Below are 14,046 nucleotides of genomic sequence, written 5' to 3'. Positions count from 1 at the left end.
GCTGTTGTCGGTGCGGGTCGATAGGCTCTTGGGTGTGAGTGAGGGCTTGTTCGATCTTCCGGGAGCTCCCGCGCCGGCGCGCGGTGGCGGCAGCTTGGCCGACGTCGACCACACGGCGGCGCCGCTGGCTGTTCGCATGCGTCCGCGGAGTCTGGACGAGCTCGTCGGCCAGCAGCACCTGCTCGCTCCGGGCTCGCCGCTGCGGCGGTTGGTCGAGGGTGACCAGCCGATGTCGCTGCTGCTGTGGGGACCGCCGGGGACCGGCAAGACCACGATCGCGGCCGTCGTCTCCCACCAGACCAACCGCAAGTTCGTCGAGCTGTCGGCGGTCACGGCCGGGGTGAAGGACGTCCGCCAGGTGATCGACGGCGCCCGGCGAGACCTGGCCCGCCCGGGCGGCACGGTCGAGACCGTGCTCTTCATCGACGAGGTCCACCGCTTCACCAAGGCGCAGCAGGACGCCCTCCTGCCCGGCGTCGAGAACCGCTGGGTCACCCTGGTCGCCGCCACCACCGAGAACCCGTTCTTCTCCGTCATCTCTCCACTCCTGTCCCGCAGCCTCCTCCTCACCCTGGAGTCGCTGACGGACGACGACATCTCGGTGCTGCTCGATCGGGCGCTGGTGGACGAGCGCGGCCTCAACGGCGAGTTCGAGCTGGCGCTTGACGCGCGCGACCACCTGCTACGGATGGCGGGCGGCGACGCCCGCCGAGCACTCACCTATCTAGAGGCCGCCGCTGGCGGAGCCCGCGCAAAGAGCGACGCTGAGACCGCGAGCCCCGCGACCATCGACCTGGAGACGCTGGAGACGGCGGTCGACCAGGCCGCCGTACGGTATGACCGCGCCGGCGACCAGCACTACGACGTCGCCTCCGCGCTGATCAAGTCGATCCGCGGCTCGGACGTCGACGCCGCGATGCACTACCTGGCCCGGATGATCGTGGCCGGTGAGGACCCGCGCTTCATCGCCCGCCGCCTGGTCATCTCGGCCAGCGAGGACATCGGCATGGGCGATCCGACCGCCCTCGGCGTAGCGGTCGCCGCGGCGGACGCCGTACAGCTGATCGGTATGCCGGAAGCCCGGATCAACCTCGCCCAAGCAGTCGTCGCCCTGGCCCTCGCCCCGAAGTCGAACGCGGTCATCACCGCCGTCGACGCGGCGATCGCCGACGTGAAGGCCGGCAAGATCGGCCCGGTCCCGTCCCACCTCCGCGACGCCCACTACGCCGGCGCCAAGAAGATCGGCCACGGAGCGTCCTACCAGTACTCGCACAACGATCCCCGCGGCGTCTCGCCCCAGCAGTACGCACCCGACGTCATCGACGGCACCGACTACTACACCCCCACCCGCCGCGGCGGCGAAGCCGCCTACGCCGACCGCGTCGAAGCCATCCGCAAAATCCTCCGCAACCGCTAGTCCTCCGGATAGGGGAGCGCCCGCCGGGTGTACTCCCACGGAACCAGCGCCAGCATCTCCGCGGTCCAGAAGCTCTCGCCCAGCAGCAGCTCCGAACCCCGCCGCAGCAACAGGATCCGCTCGAAGTCCTGCTGCAGTACGGCGTCGCCACCCTCCGCGGCGAGCACCGCAACCACGAGCCGCACCATCTCGGCGTTCTGAACCTCGAAGTCAGCGAACTTGTCGAACCGGAACCCGACCGAGATCTCCGGCTCCTCCAGCACGAAGTCCGCCGTACCGTCGAGCCGTACGGTCACCAGCAACCCACCAGCACTCTTGTACGCCGAAACCGGCGCCCGCCACGCAACCGCCACCAGCGGCGGCACCAGCAACTCCCCAACCGCCTCCGGCGCCGTGGTGCTGTTCAGCTGAAACATGTACTCGATCGCCACCCGCGCCACTGTAGAACCCCCCAGTGGTTCCACCGTGCCGAATGTGGCGTCGCCGAGTGGTTCCACCGTGCCGAATGTGGCGTCGCCGAGTGGATCCACCGTGCCGAATGTGGCGTTGCCGAGTGGATCCACCGTGCCGAGTGTGCGGACTGAGTCACTGGAAAGCCTTTGCCGGCAGCACGCTTCGCACACTCGTGGGCTCCCCGCCCAGTGGGTTCACTCGCCGGGTGGTGGGGAGCAGGGTGGCGCCAGTGGGCGGGTGGCGGGAGTGTGCTGGGGGCAAGGGGTCGCCGACGGCATGGTGGGGACATTCGCGAGGTTTCGTGCACGGTGGGTTCACTCGGCGGAGGGGTTGTGGATAACGGGATCCGGGGGGAGGGCGATTGGGGGAGAGTTGGGGAATGGGAACTACGGGCGGGCGTCAGGCCGGATGGCGGCGAGAGTTGCTGGCTGCTGGGGTCACGCGGGCACAACTGGAGTCGGACGAGTGGGACTCGCCGCATTTCGGGTATCACCGCGCCACGCGGCTTCGGGACGGGGTGCGGCAGCGAATCCATGACGCGGTTGCGGTCATGCCGCCCGGCGGTGTGATCGGCGGATGGGCTTCGGCGTACCTGCAGGGTGTCCGCTACCTCGACGGGGGATGGTCAGCAGCCGGTACGGCGTGGGGCTTGCACGGCGAGCCGGTGCTGGTAGTGATGTCGCGTGGCCGGCGGATGAACCGGCTCGGGGTCCGGGCGTTGCGGGCGATGGTGGATCCTGCAGAGGTGGTCGACGTGGCCGGGATCCGCTGTACGAACGGCGTCCGGACCGCATTCGACGTGCTGAGGCTCGCACCCGACCTGACAGAGGCTGTGGTCGGCGGCGACTGCTTGCTCCACGCCGGTCTCGTGACGGGGACAGGCATTGCGGCGTACGCCGACAGTCACCAGGGGCGGCGCGGTGTCCGTCAGGTGCGCGCGGCGCTGCCGTTGCTCGACGGGCTCGCGGCGTCGCCGCCGGAGTCCAGGCTGCGGCTGCTGTGTCACCAGGCGGGTCTGCCCGACGTTCTGGTGAATGTGCCTGTCTACGACCTCGACGGGACGTTCCTCGGGATCGTCGACCTGCTCGAGACCATGGCGGGCCTTGCCCTTGAGTACGACGGTGAGTATCACCGTGATCTCGGTCAGCAGACCAGGGACAACCACCGGGAGGAGCGGCTGGAACGGGCCGGGCTGACGATGCTCCGGGTGACGTCGCTGGACATGCAGCAGCCGGTCGGGTTGGTTCACCGTATCCGTCAGGCACACCAGGCGTGCCGGTCGTCCCCGCTACCTCGCAACTGGGTTCATCAGCTCCGCGCAGCATGACCCGAAACCCGGTTTGGTGGGGGACTGTTATGTGGGGGATGGTGTCCTGAAGAGTTGTGTTGTATGGGCGCGCGATAAGGTCGGGCGGTCCACGTGGCCGCAACGAGAGGTGGATCGTTTCCATGAGCGTCGGTGAAGTCGCAGGGCTGATAGCAGCCTGCGCACTGCTCATCCTGGTGGGCCTGCTGGCCTATCCGATCCTGAAGCTGGGCAAGGTGCTGGACGAGACCCGGATCATGGTGAAGGGCGTCGCCGATTCGAGCGTGCCGTTGCTGGGTGAGGTGACCACCACGGTGGCCACCACCAACGCGCAGCTGGCCAAGGTGGACACGATCACCGACAACGCGACCACTGTGACCACCAACGCGGCCGCACTGGTGTCGCTGTTCTCGGCGACCGCGGGCGGGCCGCTGGTGAAGGCGGCCGCGTTCACGTACGGCGTGCGCAAGGCGCTCGGTGAGAGCCAGCGCCGCGACGTGAGCCGCCGGGTGAAGGACGAGATGAAGGCCGAGCGGAAGGCGCGGAAGCGGTGAAACGGATCTTCTGGCTGATCATCGGGATCGCCGTGGGTGTCTACGCGGTGACCCGGCTGAAGAAGCGGGCCCAGGTGCTCGCCCCGGAGGCTGTGCAGGAGTCGGCGGCCAAGCTCGCCGCCGCGGTCCGGCACTTCGGTGACCAGGTCCGCGAGGGCATGGCCGAGCGGGAAGCAGAACTGAAGGACGCGTTGGGTATCGACGCGGCGGCGAACGAACGTGAGGACTACCGGTAACACCATGGAAACCAGTGAGATCAGGCGGCGGTTCCTGAGCTACTTCGAGGACCGCGGCCACACGGTGGTGCCGAGTGCGCCGTTGCCGTCGCCGGACCCGAACCTGCTGTTCAACGTGGCCGGGATGGCCCAGTTCGTGCCGTACTTCGTCGGCCAGCAGACCCCGCCGTACGCGCGCGCGACCAGCGTGCAGAAGTGCGTGCGGACGCTCGACATCGAAGAGGTCGGCAAGACCACCCGGCACGGCACGTTCTTCCAGATGAACGGCAACTTCTCCTTCGGTGACTACTTCAAGGAGGAGGCGGTCCAGTTCGCCTGGGAGCTCGTCACCAAGTCCCAGGCCGACGGCGGCTACGGCTTCGACGAGTCCAAGCTCTACGCCTCGGTGTACTACGAGGACGACGAGGCGATCGACATCTGGAAGCGGGTCGCCGGGCTGCCCGACGACCGGATCGTCCGGCTCGGGATGAAGGACAACTTCTGGTCGATGGGCATTCCCGGCCCGTGCGGCCCGTGCTCGGAGATCCTGATCGACCGCGGCCCGGAGTTCGGCGCGGACCGGGACTGGGAGGCGGGCGACCGCTACCTGGAGTTCTGGAACCTCGTCTTCATGCAGAACATCCGCGGTGAGGGTGGCGGCAAGGAGGGCTACCCGATCCTCGGTGAGCTGCCGAAGAAGAACATCGACACCGGTCTCGGCCTCGAGCGCGTCGCGTACCTGCTGCAGGGCGTCGACAACATGTACGAGATCGACGAGATCTTCCCGGTGATCGAGCAGGCCTCGGAGCTGACCGGCCGCAAGTACGGCGTGGACCAGGTCGACGACGTGCGGTTCCGCGTCATCGCCGACCACGTCCGCAGCGCGCTGATGCTGATCGGCGACGGCGTCACCCCGGGCAACGAGCAGGGCGGTTACGTCCTGCGCCGGCTGCTCCGCCGCGCGATCCGCTCGGTCCGCCTGCTGGGTTACGAGGACCCGAGCCTGGTCGAGTTGCTGCCGGTCAGCCTGCAGCAGATGAAGAAGTCGTACCCGGAGCTGGAGGCCGATTTCGGCCGGATCAGCCAGGTCGCCTACACCGAGGAGGAGGCCTTCCGCCGCACCCTCACGGCCGGTACGACGATCTTCGACCTGGCCGTGAAGGAGACCAAGGCCGGCGGTGCACACCAGCTCGAGGGCGCGAAGGCGTTCCAGCTGCACGACACCTACGGTTTCCCGATCGACCTGACCGTCGAGATGGCCTCCGAGCAGGGCCTGAACGTCGACACCGAGGGCTTCCGGTCGCTGATGAAGGAACAGCGCGACCGGGCCAAGGCCGACGCCCGCGCCAAGAAGGCCGGGCACGCGGACACCTCGGGCTACCGCGAGCTGCGGGAGTCCGGTGTCACCGAGTTCACCGGCTACCAGGAGCTCACGACGGACTCGCGGGTCCGCGGTCTGCTCCGCGACGGTGTGGTCGCCAACGCGGCCGAGCACGGCGAGACCGTCGAGGTCGTGCTGGAGAAGACCCCGTTCTACGCCGAGTCCGGTGGCCAGATCGCCGACGAGGGCGTGATCGTGGCCGACGGCGTGAAGCTGAAGGTGCTCGACGTCCAGCGTCCGGTCAAGGGCCTGATCGTGCACAAGGTCGAGGTTGTCGAGGGCGTTCTGCGTCCGGGTCTCGACGTGCACGCCGAGGTCGACCACGACTGGCGGGTCTCGGCCTGCCAGGCGCACTCCGGCACGCACGTCGTGCACGCCGCGTTGCGCCAGGTGCTCGGCCCGAACGCGCTGCAGAGCGGTTCGTACAACAAGCCCGGTTACCTGCGGCTCGACTTCGCCTGGGGCTCGGCGCTGGACCAGGCCACCCGCTCGGAGATCGAGGAGGTGGCGAACCTCGCCGTACGGCAGGACCTGCCGGTCGCGGCGCAGTACATGACGCTCCCAGAGGCTCGGGAGTGGGGCGCGCTGGCGCTGTTCGGCGAGACGTACGACGAGCAGGTCCGCGTCGTCGAGATCGGCGGCCCCTGGTCGCGTGAGCTCTGCGGTGGCACGCACGTCAAGCACTCCTCGCAGGTCGGCGCGCTGACCATCACCAGCGAGTCCTCGGTCGGCGCCGGTGTGCGCCGCGTCGAGGCCTTCGTCGGCATGGACGCGCTCCACTACCTCGGCAAGGAGCGGGCGCTGGTCCGCCTGCTCAGCGAGAACCTGAAGGCCCGTCCGGAGGAGCTGCCCGCGAAGGTCGCCGACCTGGCCGAGCGGCTGCGCGCGGCGGAGAAGGAGCTTCAGCAGATCCGCGCCGCGCAGGTGCTGGAGGCCGCGGCCGAGCTGGCGAGCAGCCCCAAGGACGTCTTCGGCGTCCAGTACGTCGGCCACCGCGCACCCGACGGCGTGAACGGCGGGGACCTGCGCAAGCTGGCCCTCGACATCCGCGGCCGGATGGGCGAGGGCAAGCCGGCTGTGGTTGCCGTCCTGAGCGTCAACGACGGCAAGCCCGGCATCGTGATCGCGCTGAACGACACCGCCCGCGAGTGGCGGCTGTCGGCCGGTGACCTGGTCCGCGTCGCCGCCGAGAAGCTCGGTGGCAAGGGCGGCGGCAAGGACGATGTCGCTCAGGGTGGTGGCACGGACGCGTCCGGTGCCGACGCCGCGCTGGCCGCCGTCGAGTACACCGTCGGTCACCTGGTCACGGGCTAGTCCATGAGGACAGGCGTGCGGATCGCGCTGGATATCGGAGACGCCCGGATCGGCGTCGCCAGCAGCGATCCGCACGGAATCCTGGCGACCCCGGTGGAGACGGTCCGCCGGGGGCCCGGTGATCTGGGTAGGATCGCGGCACTCGCCGCCGAACTGGAGGCGTTCGAGATCGTGATCGGGCTGCCGCGCTCCCTGTCCGGGGGCGAGGGACCGGCCGCGGTGAAGATCCGGGAGACGGCGAAGCAGGTGCAGGACTTGGTGCAGGTGGGGAACGCAGCGCTGGCGGTGCGCCTGGTGGACGAACGGTTCACCACGGTCACCGCCGAGCGGATGCTGCGCGAGCGTGGGAAGAAGGGCGCCAAACGGCGCGCGGTGGTCGACCAGGCCGCGGCGGTCGTGATTCTGCAGCACGCGCTCGACCTCGAGCGGGAGTCCGGGAACCCACCGGGGAGGGCCTTGTGACGAGACCGACGGTGGACAACGACGACGACCTGGACCTCGGGCTGCGGCCGGAGAGCCGGCTCGAGCGGCGCGCGAACCGGCGCAGGCAGCGCGCCCGGCGCGGCTTCGGCTGTTTCGCGGTGATCATCTCGCTGCTGGTCGTGGGCGCCCTGGTGGGCGGTGCCGTGGTCGGCTTCGGCAAGGGCAAGGACGCGCTGGAGAAGGTCTTCGCCGCCCCGGACTACGACGGCGAAGGCACCGGCGTGGTGACGGTCGAGATCACCAAGGGCCAGAGCAACTCCTCGATCGCGGACACGCTGGAGAAGAAGGAGGTCGTGAAGAGCGCCAAGGCGTTCGAGCGGGTCGCCCGCAACGACAGCCGCTCTCTGCAGATCCAGGCCGCGACGTACACGCTGCGCAAGCACATGTCGGCCAAGGCCGCCCTCGAGCTGATGCTGAACACCGAGGAGTCGATCAAGGTCCTGCGGTTCAGCGTCCCGGCCGGAAAGACCAAGGCCGAGGTGATCAAGATCCTCGAGGCGCCGAAGCTGAAGCTGCCGGCGGGTGCCGCGGCCGCCGCGATGGGCAAACCGGCCTCGCTCGGACTGCCGGCGTACTCGAACGGCAACGCCGAGGGCTTCCTGTTCCCGGGCACGTACGACGTGCCGAAGGGCGCGACCGCGTACTCGATGATCAAGCAGATGACCGCGGAGTACGCGAAGAACGCGGCGGCGCTGAACTTCGTCAAGACCGCGCAGGCCAAGGACATCGACCCGTACCGGGCGCTGATCGTGGCGAGCATCGTCCAGGGTGAGTCCAACCGCAAACAGGACTACGCCAAGGTCGCCCGGGTGATCTACAACCGGCTCCAGGCCGGGATGAAGCTGCAGATGGACTCGACCGTGCACTACGCGGTCGGTCGTGGTGGTGGCGTCTTCACCACCGACGAGCAGCGGAACTCCGATTCGCCGTACAACACGTACAAGTTCAAGGACCTGCCGCCGACGCCGATCAGCTCGCCGACGAAGGACACGATGCGGGCCGCGATCAACCCGGCGAAGGGCCCGTGGATGTACTTCACCCTGGTCAATCTGGACACCGGCGAGACCGCCTTCGCGACCACGCCGTCCGAGCACCAGGCGAACGTCGCGAAGCTGCAAGCGTGGTGTGCCGCCAACAAGGGCCGGTGCTAGGTGACGCGTTGCGCCGTGCTCGGGTCGCCGATCGCGCACTCGTTGTCCCCGGCGATGCATCGGGCCGCGTACGCCGAGCTCGGGCTCGACTGGCGGTACGACGCCTTCGAGGTGGCCGAGGACGAGCTGCGCGGGTTCGTCGCGTCGCTCGATGACGACGTCCGCGGGTTGTCGCTGACGATGCCGTTGAAGCGGGTCGCGCTCGAGCTCGTCGACACTGTCGACCCGATCGCGGAGCTGATCGGTGCCGCGAACACGATGATCTTCGAGGCCGACGGATCACGGTCCGCGCACAACACCGACGTACCGGGGCTCGTGAACGCGTTCGCCGAGCGTGGCATCACGGTCGCGGACACGGCCATCGTGGTGGGCGGGGGAGCGACGGCAGCGTCGACGCTCGCCGCCCTGCGGAGCATGAAAGTCAGCGAGGTGACCCTCGTCGTCCGCGACCCGTCGCGAGCGGAGCGGCTGCTCGATCTCGCCGCCGAACTGGGAGTCCGGACTTCGGTTGCAGATTTTTCCCAGATCGATCGAACCGGAGGGTTCGATCTGTGCGTCTCAACAGTGCCTGGTGGAGCAATCGATCAATGGGCGGACCACTTCGCGAACGTCGCTCCGGTGGTGTTCGACGTGGCCTACCACCCGTGGCCGACCCAGCTCGCCATCGCGGCACATCGGATCGGTACAGAGCTGTTGAACGGGCTTGATCTCCTTGTGCACCAGGCAACTCTGCAAGTGGAGATGATGACTGGTAGGTCGCCGGCACCGCTGGCGGCCATGAGGGCCGCTGCCCGTGAGGAGCTCAACGATCGTGAGCCAGCTTGACCGCCGTACCGTTCTGAAGGCAGGCGCCGTCGCGGCTGTCGCGCTGACCGCCGCACCGGAGGCGATGGCGGCAACGACCGCCGCGCCGAACTGGAACCGGCTGTCCAGATCGTTGCAGGGCGGCAAGCTGTTCATGCCCTCCACGCCCGGATATGCCGCTGCCCACCAACTCTTCAACCCACGCTGGGATTCGGTCCAGCCGGCCGCGGTCGTGCGCGCCGCCAAGACCGCCGACGTGATCAGCACGATCAACTTCGCGCGTGACAACAAGCTGGTGCTGGTGCCGAAGGGCGGCGGGCACTCGTACGTCGGCGCATCCGTGATCAGCAAGGGAATTCAGCTCGATGTCGGTGCGCTGCGCGGCATGACGTATGCCGGCAACGGCGTCCTGACGGTCGGTGCGGGAGCCCGCCTGTACGACGTTCACGCGTTCCTCGACAAGCACGGGCGATCGCTACCGACGGGGACCTGCCCGACCGTCGGCGTCGCCGGCCTCACCCTCGGCGGCGGGATGGGGATCCACACCCGCGCCTGGGGCCTGACCTGTGACCGCCTGGTCGGCATGAGCGTGGTCACCGCCGACGGCAAGGCGCGCGTGATCAACACCAAGTCCGACCCGGATCTGTTCTGGGCGCTGCGCGGTGGCGGTGGCGGGAACCTCGCCGTCGTCACGTCGTTCCAGTTCGCGACGATCCCCGGCCCGAAGCTCGGCTTCTTCCGGCTGACCTGGCCGGAGGCCAAGGCCGCCGCGGTTGTGGCCGGCTGGCAGAAGTTCATCGAGAAGGCGCCCAGTACGTCGTGGGGCAACCTGCACCTCGATGCCAAGAGCAACGGAACCGTCTCGGTCCACGTCCTCGGTGTTTCCACCACGGGCAACGCGGCCGCCGCGGCCGCGCAGCTGGAGTCGTTCGTCGGCTCGAAGGCGACCGTCCGATCGATCACGGTGAAGACGCACATGGAGGCCGTGAAGTACGTCGGCGGTGGCACCACCAGCCCGCGGACCGGCTTCCTGGCCGGCTCCGACGTGCTGCGCGCCCCGATGAACGCGTCCTCGATCAACGCACTGATCAGCACGGTCAAGTCCGCTGCGCGCGCCAAGCTCCCGGCCGCCGCGATCATCGACCCGCTCGGCGGCCAGGCTGCCAAGCAGCCCGCCGGTGGCGCGGCCTGGCCGTGGCGTTCCGCGCTCGGCGTCATCCAGTGGTACGTCGGCACGGCCGCGCACCCGTCGTCCGCGCAGCTCAAGGCCGCGCAGACCTTCATCGACCAGGGCCACGGCGCCGTCCGCTCGTTCTCGGCCGGCGGCTACGCCAACTACCCCGAGGCCCGCCGCGGCGTCGCGACGTACTACGGCGCCAGCCTGGCCCGCCTGCGCGAGGTCAAGAAGAAGTACGACCCGACCGGCTTCTTCCACACCCCGTACACCTTCGTGTAGCTAGTCTCCCGCCATGAGGTTTTGGCGGGGGACAGCAGGAGTGATCGCGCTCGGGTTCGTGGCGGCCGGGGTGACGCCTGCGTGGGCGTGTGCCTGCGGCGGCTACCTACCGAGCTTGGAGTCGCGGGCCCGGGCGTCGGGTGAGAAGGCCTTGGTCCGGTACGACGAGAGCGGGTCCGAGGAGATCACGCTCTCGATGGCGATCAACGGCTCATCGAAGAAGGCGGCCTGGATCATGCCGGTGCCGAACCCGGCCAAGCTCGAACTGGGAGACGCGAACCTGTTCCCGCGGCTCGAGGAGGTGACGGAGCCGAAGGTCGTCGAGCGTACGACGTACTGGCCGTTCCGTGGCCTCAAGCTGTTCGAGAACGACGGTGGTTCGGCCGGCGCCGCGCCAGGCGGCGTGAACGTGCGCGAGCAGATGACGCTCGGCCCGTTCGAGATCGCTCGCCTCACTGGTGGTCCGACGGGGGTGACGAAGTGGCTCGCCGCGAACGGCTACGTCGTACCGGACAGCCTCGCGACGAACCTGACGCCGTACCTCACCGAGGGTTGGGAGATCGTGGCCGCGAAGCTGGCCCCGAAGTCGGCGGATGAGAGCCTCGCCGGGTCGACTCCGCCGCTGCGACTGCGGTTCGCGTCGGACAAGATCGTCTACCCGATGCGGCTCAGCAAAGGCGCGACCACCCCACAAGCCGTGACCGTGTACGTCGCCGCCCCACACCGCGTCGACCCGACCGCCCTGCCGGTCGCCAACATCCAGCCGACCCTCCTGTACGCCGGTCGTGCCAGCGACCCCGCGATGTCCGCGCCGGCCGACTTCCTGACCGCGTTCGAGGTCATCTACCGCCAGCCGAGCCAGATCACCTCCGACTTCGCCTTCGCCAAGTCCGCAACCGATGACCCCTACCAGCGGGTCGAGTACATCACCCGCAACGAAGCCGGTTGGAGCACCATCGCCGCACTGGTCGTCGTGGTCCTCCTGATCGTCGGCGGTTTTGTCCTGTTCCGCAGGCGGTCTAGGCTCCAGGATCGTGCCGGCTGACAACGCATTGCTCGCCGCAGGGGCCGGAGTGGTCCTCTGCGGGCCGGCGGCGTTCGTGCTCGGCCCGTGGCTGATGCGGCGGATCCCTGAGCCGGTGCTGGAGGAAGGCGACACCAAGATCCTGTACGCCGACCTGGCCGGTCCGCGGGCGGCGTACTGGTGTGGTGGGCTCGCTGCGGTCGCCGGTGGACTGCTCGGCTGGGAGCTCGGCACGGACGCTGCGCTGGTGGCTTGGCTGCTGCTCGCGGTGGCCGGAGCGGTGCTTGGGTACATCGACGCGCGGACGCGGTTCCTGCCCTCGGCGATCATCTGGCCGACGTACGGCGTTGTTGCGCTGGCGCTCGTCGGCGCGGCACTGGTGTCGGGGGAGTGGGGGTCGCTGCGGCGGGCGGCGATCGCGGGGTTGATCGGGTTCGGGGTGTTCTTCCTGCTGTGGTGGGTGTTCCCGCGCGGAGTGGGCTTCGGCGATGTGCGGTTGTCCGGGTTGCTGGGGCTCGCGCTCGGTTGGCTGGGCTGGGGAGAGTTCGCGAGCGGCCTGTACGGCGGGTTCTTCCTCGGTGCCGTGGTCGGGGTCGTGCTGATCGTGGCGCGGGTGATGACGCGCAAGCAGCTGGTCCCGTTCGGCCCGTACATGCTGATCGGTGCGCTCGCCGGGGTGTTCGTCGGCTCTCCGTTGGAGCGGCTCTACACCGGATAGGGGATGGCCCCGCTCCGCCAGATGGTTGATGTGGGCCAGGCGCTGACTTTTCTAGGGTCGAAGTATTCGATCTCTGGAGGTAAGTGATGCCAGTCAGTCGTCGCGGCCTGTTGGCCGGAACCGCCGTCGCCGGCGCCGCCCTCGCCGTACCGGGGACAGCGCGCGCCACAGCGACGGCCGCCACCGCTGGGGCTGTCAGCGAGAAGATCCGGTCCGGTGACGTGCGCTACCAAGACCTTGTCCAGCGCGGGCAGAACCTGCGGTTCGTCGCGCGGCCCGAATACGCCCGGGTGATCACGTCGACCGAGGACGCCGTCCAGGCGGTTCAGGAGGCGGTCCGGGCCGGCAAGCGGATCGCCGCCCGCGGCGGCGGGCACTGCTTCGAGGACTTCGTCGACAATTCCGAGGTCGAGGTGCTGCTCGACATGTCGACGTACAACGAAGTCACGTTCGACCAGCGGTACCGGGCGTTCTCGATCGGGGCGGGTGCGATCCTCGAGACCGTCTACAAGGAACTGTTCTACGGCTGGGGTGTGACGCTGCCGGCCGGCGGCTGCCTCGGTGTCGGCGTCGGCGGCCACTTCAGCGGCGGTGGGTACGGGCCGCTGTCGCGCAAGTACGGCTCCGTCGTCGACTACCTGTACGGCGTTGAGATCGTCATCGTGGACGCTCGGGGTCGGGCCCGGGCCGTGGTCGCGACCAGGGACAACGAGCACCGCGACCTGTGGTGGGCCCACACCGGTGGTGGCGGCGGCAACTTCGGCGTGGTCACCCGCTACCTGATGCGCTCGGCCGGGGCGACCGGCCGGGTCCCGGCGGAGTCGTTGCCCAAGGCACCTTCTGCGCTGCTGTCCAGCGTCATCATCTACGACTGGACGAAGATGACCCGGGCCTCGTTCATCCGGACGCTGCAGAACTGGCTGGACTTCTTCGCCACGCACAACACCGCGGACTCGCCGTACGCGAGTCTCTACGCGCCACTCCTGGTGTCGCACTCCTCGGCCGGGAACTTCCTGCTCTCCACCCAGATCGACGCCGGGGCTCCGAACGCGGCCGAGCTGATGAAGGCGTTCAACGCGGCTATGGTCGAGGGCGTCGACCCGAAACCGCAGGTGATCGACGCGGGTGAGGGACCGTTCCTGCGGATGACGATCCAGCGCTCGATCGCGGAGTCGCCGGCGGGGAATCGCCAGAAGTACAAGGCGGCGTACCTGCGCAAGAGCTACCGCCCCGCGCAGCTCGACGCGATCTACGACGGCATGACCGACGCGTCGTACCAGGAGCCTGGCTCGGTCCTGATCCTGGTCCCGTACGGCGGCAAGGTGAACTCGGTCGCGTCGACCGCGACCGCGTCGGCGCAGCGCGACGTCATGGCCAAGCTGGTGATGTGTGCGAGTTGGACCGCCGCTGCCGACGACGCGAAGAACCTCGCCTGGGTGCGCAAGGTCTACGCCAGCATCTACCGCGAGACCGGCGGCGCGCCGGTGCCGAACGCGATCAACGCCGGGTCGTACATCAACTACCCCGACACCGATCTGGCCGATCCGGCGTACAACAAGTCCGGGGTGCCGTGGCACGACCTGTACTACCTGGGCAACTACCCGCGGCTCCAGCAGATCAAGTCCACCTGGGATCCGCGCAACGTGTTCCACCACAAGATGTCGATCGAGCCTCTGTGACCGGGGTGGGGTGGGGAAGGAATCCAGCACCGTGAAATGACGGTGAGAGCGCGGTGAGATGCCTCGCCCCGAGAGTGGAAGGACGCGAACA

General features: G+C 68.7%; 13 protein-coding genes. 12 read left to right on the top strand and 1 reads right to left on the bottom strand.

Annotated elements, in window-relative coordinates:
• The first annotated feature begins 34 nt into the window (after window positions 1-34).
• Complete coding sequence (locus ACFVWG_RS22350) at window positions 35-1,417, top strand: replication-associated recombination protein A (RefSeq protein WP_391545283.1); 1,383 nt, start codon at window positions 35-37, stop codon at window positions 1,415-1,417.
• Here the strand turns inward: ACFVWG_RS22350 and ACFVWG_RS22345 are convergent.
• Entirely contained in the window at window positions 1,414-1,848 is a 435-nt protein-coding gene (locus ACFVWG_RS22345) for a SitI3 family protein (protein WP_391545282.1), read from the bottom strand. The genes ACFVWG_RS22350 and ACFVWG_RS22345 overlap by 4 nt on opposite strands.
• A gap of 401 nt (window positions 1,849-2,249) precedes the next feature.
• On the opposite strand from ACFVWG_RS22345, the gene ACFVWG_RS22340 reads away from it, so the two are divergent.
• The 11 genes from ACFVWG_RS22340 to ACFVWG_RS22290 all read left to right on the top strand — a co-directional run bounded on the left by ACFVWG_RS22340 (window position 2,250) and on the right by ACFVWG_RS22290 (window position 13,955).
• Window positions 2,250-3,197, top strand: a complete 948-nt coding sequence (locus ACFVWG_RS22340; protein WP_391545281.1) for a hypothetical protein — start codon at window positions 2,250-2,252, stop codon at window positions 3,195-3,197.
• Between the two features lie 122 nt (window positions 3,198-3,319).
• Window positions 3,320-3,730, top strand: a complete 411-nt coding sequence (locus tag ACFVWG_RS22335) for a DUF948 domain-containing protein (protein WP_391545280.1) — start codon at window positions 3,320-3,322, stop codon at window positions 3,728-3,730.
• Window positions 3,727-3,966 carry a DUF6167 family protein gene (locus ACFVWG_RS22330; RefSeq protein ID WP_391545279.1) on the top strand — a complete coding sequence of 80 codons (240 nt, stop codon included), beginning with the start codon at window positions 3,727-3,729 and terminating at the stop codon, window positions 3,964-3,966. Before ACFVWG_RS22335 ends, ACFVWG_RS22330 begins: the two co-directional genes overlap by 4 nt.
• Before the next feature lie 4 nt (window positions 3,967-3,970).
• Complete coding sequence (gene alaS / locus ACFVWG_RS22325) at window positions 3,971-6,640, top strand: alanine--tRNA ligase (protein ID WP_391545278.1); 2,670 nt, start codon at window positions 3,971-3,973, stop codon at window positions 6,638-6,640.
• A 3-nt stretch (window positions 6,641-6,643) separates the two neighbouring features.
• Window positions 6,644-7,102 carry a Holliday junction resolvase RuvX gene (ruvX, locus tag ACFVWG_RS22320; protein ID WP_391545277.1) on the top strand — a complete coding sequence of 153 codons (459 nt, stop codon included), beginning with the start codon at window positions 6,644-6,646 and terminating at the stop codon, window positions 7,100-7,102.
• Entirely contained in the window at window positions 7,099-8,274 is a 1,176-nt protein-coding gene (mltG, locus tag ACFVWG_RS22315) for an endolytic transglycosylase MltG (protein ID WP_391545276.1), read from the top strand. Before ruvX ends, mltG begins: the two co-directional genes overlap by 4 nt.
• A complete protein-coding gene (locus tag ACFVWG_RS22310) occupies window positions 8,275-9,099 on the top strand; it encodes a shikimate dehydrogenase (protein WP_391545275.1) in 825 nt (274 codons plus the stop codon).
• Window positions 9,086-10,534, top strand: coding sequence for an FAD-binding oxidoreductase (locus tag ACFVWG_RS22305; RefSeq protein ID WP_391545274.1), 1,449 nt, complete (start codon window positions 9,086-9,088; stop codon window positions 10,532-10,534). The genes ACFVWG_RS22310 and ACFVWG_RS22305 overlap by 14 nt, the downstream gene beginning before the upstream one ends.
• Before the next feature lie 13 nt (window positions 10,535-10,547).
• Window positions 10,548-11,579 (top strand): DUF2330 domain-containing protein, encoded by a 1,032-nt coding sequence (locus ACFVWG_RS22300; RefSeq protein WP_391545273.1) that lies wholly within the window; start codon window positions 10,548-10,550, stop codon window positions 11,577-11,579.
• The gene (locus ACFVWG_RS22295; protein WP_391545272.1) at window positions 11,569-12,276 is read left to right on the top strand and encodes a prepilin peptidase; all 708 of its coding nucleotides are present in this window, start codon (window positions 11,569-11,571) and stop codon (window positions 12,274-12,276) included. Before ACFVWG_RS22300 ends, ACFVWG_RS22295 begins: the two co-directional genes overlap by 11 nt.
• A gap of 86 nt (window positions 12,277-12,362) precedes the next feature.
• Entirely contained in the window at window positions 12,363-13,955 is a 1,593-nt protein-coding gene (locus ACFVWG_RS22290; protein ID WP_391545271.1) for an FAD-binding protein, read from the top strand.
• Window positions 13,956-14,046 lie beyond the last annotated feature (91 nt).

It is taken from the genome of Kribbella sp. NPDC058245 (assembly GCF_042882005.1).
In the GTDB taxonomy this organism is placed as follows: Bacteria; Actinomycetota; Actinomycetes; order Propionibacteriales; family Kribbellaceae; genus Kribbella.
The sequence above is the reverse complement of the archived record's forward strand: the minus strand, read 5'-3'. Positions and strand labels throughout refer to the sequence as shown.